The sequence below is a fragment of the Actinomyces sp. MRS3W genome (assembly GCF_032465695.1).
Classification (GTDB): domain Bacteria; phylum Actinomycetota; class Actinomycetes; order Actinomycetales; family Actinomycetaceae; genus Actinomyces.
The window spans coordinates 1-2,703 of the sequence record NZ_JAWDJJ010000065.1 but is presented as its reverse complement, the minus strand read 5'-3'; the positions used below and the strand labels follow the sequence as shown (position 1 = coordinate 2,703).

The 2,703-nt window shown below is 71.0% G+C and carries 3 protein-coding genes; all 3 read left to right on the top strand.

The genetic code is table 11. From position 1 onward, the window contains the following. On the top strand, positions 1-576 hold a 576-nt coding region (locus RWX45_RS01880), incomplete at its 5' end, for an FHA domain-containing protein (protein WP_316022096.1). A 185-nt stretch (positions 577-761) separates the two neighbouring features. Further along, a complete protein-coding gene (locus RWX45_RS01875; RefSeq protein ID WP_316022095.1) occupies positions 762-1,601 on the top strand; it encodes a hypothetical protein in 840 nt (279 codons plus the stop codon). 5 nt (positions 1,602-1,606) lie between these two features. Next, entirely contained in the window at positions 1,607-2,575 is a 969-nt protein-coding gene (locus tag RWX45_RS01870; RefSeq protein ID WP_316022094.1) for an LmeA family phospholipid-binding protein, read from the top strand. The last annotated feature ends 128 nt before the right edge of the window (positions 2,576-2,703 follow it).

Sequence of the window (2,703 nt, the reverse complement as noted above, 5' to 3'; positions counted from 1 at the left end):
CCCCCGGAGGCCCCGCGCCCCGCGGACAGCGCTGAGAGCCATGCTGCCGATTCCGCGAACAGCGAGGCGGACACCGCCGCGGCGACGACCACCACCGCACTCCCGCCGACGGATGCGCCGCTGCCCCTCATCCCCGCTGCCATGTGCGCGGCCGGACACCCCAATCCGCCGGACGCCGTCGCCTGCCAGGCCTGTGCCGCCCCGCTGACCGGCGAGATCCGGCAGGTGCCCCGGCCGGTGCTGGCGGTGCTGGCGCTGTCGACCGGGCAGGCCGTGCCCGTGCGTGGCGAGGTCATAGTCGGACGGGCGCCCCAGGCGCGTGCCGGCGCTGAAACCGCGACACAGCTGGTCGCCGTGCCCAGTCCCGCTCACTTCGTGTCCCGCTCGCACCTGGAGGTGAGTGTGGCGGGCTGGAACCTGCTCGCCCGCGACCTCGGCTCCTCCAACGGCACCGTCCTGCTGCGCGCGGGCACGCCCCCCGTGCTGTTGGCCTCGGCCTTGCCGACGCCCCTCCTATTCGGGGACCTGCTCGACCTCGGCGACGGCGTGACGCTGCGGGTCGGCCCGCCCCTGTGAGAGGTGCACGGGTCGGCTCGGCCTCGTCGCGCGCGGGTTCGGTCCGTGAGCGGCCGCCTCGAGCCGGGGCGCGGGACGCCGACATCCGTTACCCTGTTGTAAGTGTGTGAGGCATTTCCAGCCATCTTCCAACTCGTGCTGCCAGCCACCTGTCAGCCACCGGACGCAGGGAAGCGGAGGACCGTATGAGCGACCTGACCTGGACCGACTTTCCCGAGGTTGATCCCGACCGCCCCGACGAGCTGGTACTTGACTTCTCCGGCGAGGTCTACCGCATCGGCACCGAGGAAACCTTTGTCATCGGCCGCGGCGGCGACCTCGACATTGATGACAACCCTTACCTGCACCGTCGCTTCCTCGTGCTCGCTCACGACTCGGGACTGTGGTGGATCGCCAATGAGGGCTCGCACCTGTCCGCCACCCTCACCGACGGCGACGGGCTGGTTCAGTCCCGCCTCGCTCCCGGCGCCCGCATGCCACTGGTCTTCTCCCGCGTCATCCTCACCTTCTCCGCGGGACCAACCACCTACGAGATCGACCTCATCACCGCCGGCGGGGACCGCTTCACGGGCATCGACGGTGTGCAACAGGCCGGTGGCCAAACCACCATCGGCGCCACCCCCATGACCCGCTCCCAGCTCCTGCTCGTACTCTCCCTGGCCGAGCCGGTGCTCAAACGGGCCGGAACCGGCGCCGCCGAGATCCCCTCCTCGGCGTCGGCGGCCGCGCGCCTGGGCTGGTCGATCACCAAGTTCAACCGCAAGCTCGACAACGTCTGCGAAAAGCTCGACCGCGTCGGAGTGCGCGGCTTGCGCGGCGGGCGCACCGGCGGCGTCGCCTCCAACCGGCGCGCCGCGCTCGTGGAGCACGCGGTGTCCACCCTCATGGTCACTGCCGAGGACCTGCCCCTGCTGGACGAGGAGTACGCGGCCAACAAGCGTGCCGCTGCGCAGCCGACTGAAGCGCAGGTCGACACCGCCCCGGTGCCGCCGTCCCGCGGGGCCGGCCGACGCGACGGGGAGTAGCCCGTATGGCCGATGCGGGCGAGGCGACCGCCGCGGGATCTACCGGTGCGGCCGCTGAAGCGGCCCAGGCGGATCCCGCGACCGCTCCGGCGGACGGGCTTCGGCGACGCCGGCGCTGGCGGCGCGCGCTGGCAACGCTGGTTGTTCTCGTGCTGGTGGGCGGGTGCGGCGTCGTCGGCGCCGAGCGCTATGCCCACTCACGCATCGACACGATCGTCCACGCGGCCCTGCCCGGCCTGTCCTCCGACGCCACCATCACCACCGAGGGCTTCCTCCTGCCGCAGGTGCTCCATCACGAGTTACGGCAGCTGGACATTCGGGCCGACAGCCTCACGCTCGACACCAGCGACGCCGACGGCAGCACCGCGCCCACCGCTTCCGCGGATTCCCCAGGAACGCAGGAGACGGACGCGGACGACACCGGCGAAAACGCCGACACGGGCAAGAGCGGGCTGGCAGCGGTGGAGAGCCTGGAGCTGACGGGCCTCACCGCAACCCTCTCCGACGTCGGCACGCGGGACCCCTACCTGACCGGCCGGGTCGACGCCTCCGCCGCCATCGCCTGGGACGAGCTGGAGAGCGTCGTGGTCGCCGCCGTACCCGAAGCGCCGGACCTCACCATCACGCCTCAGACCTATGGCTCAACCGTCGAGCCGGGCACGGTTAAGGCGTCCACCACCCTCCTCGGGCTGGATGCCTCCCTCGTCTTCGCGCCCGCCGTAACCGACGCGGGCGGTCTGGAGCTGTCCATCGTCACCGTCAGCGTGGAGGGGATGGAGGTCGACGTCGACCCCGATGACGCCGACTCGTTCGGTGTCGCCTCCGCCCTGTCCTACTTCGGGCTGGAGACGCCCACGATTGAAGTCGATCCCGAGGTTCTGCCCGACGGCCTGACGCTCTCCCAGGCCTACATTGCCCGTGACGGGTTGCGCTTGACCCTGTCCGGCACCGACGTCGCCCTGGCCGGGTGGTAGTCGGCAGGAACCGTGCTGCCCCGCCGCTTTCGCCGCGCGTGCACGTCATTTGTGCCGGTTTCGGCACGTTACAAGTGCCGGTTTGGGCATGTTATTAGTGCCGGTTTCGGCGAAGCGCGGTTTCGGTG

Excerpts from the sequence above, each read along its gene's own strand:
- RWX45_RS01875 (WP_316022095.1), top strand. The coding sequence starts at position 762 with ATGAGCGACCTGACCTGGACCGACTTTCCCGAGGTTGATCCCGACCGC.
- RWX45_RS01870 (WP_316022094.1), top strand. The coding sequence starts at position 1,607 with ATGGCCGATGCGGGCGAGGCGACCGCCGCGGGATCTACCGGTGCGGCC.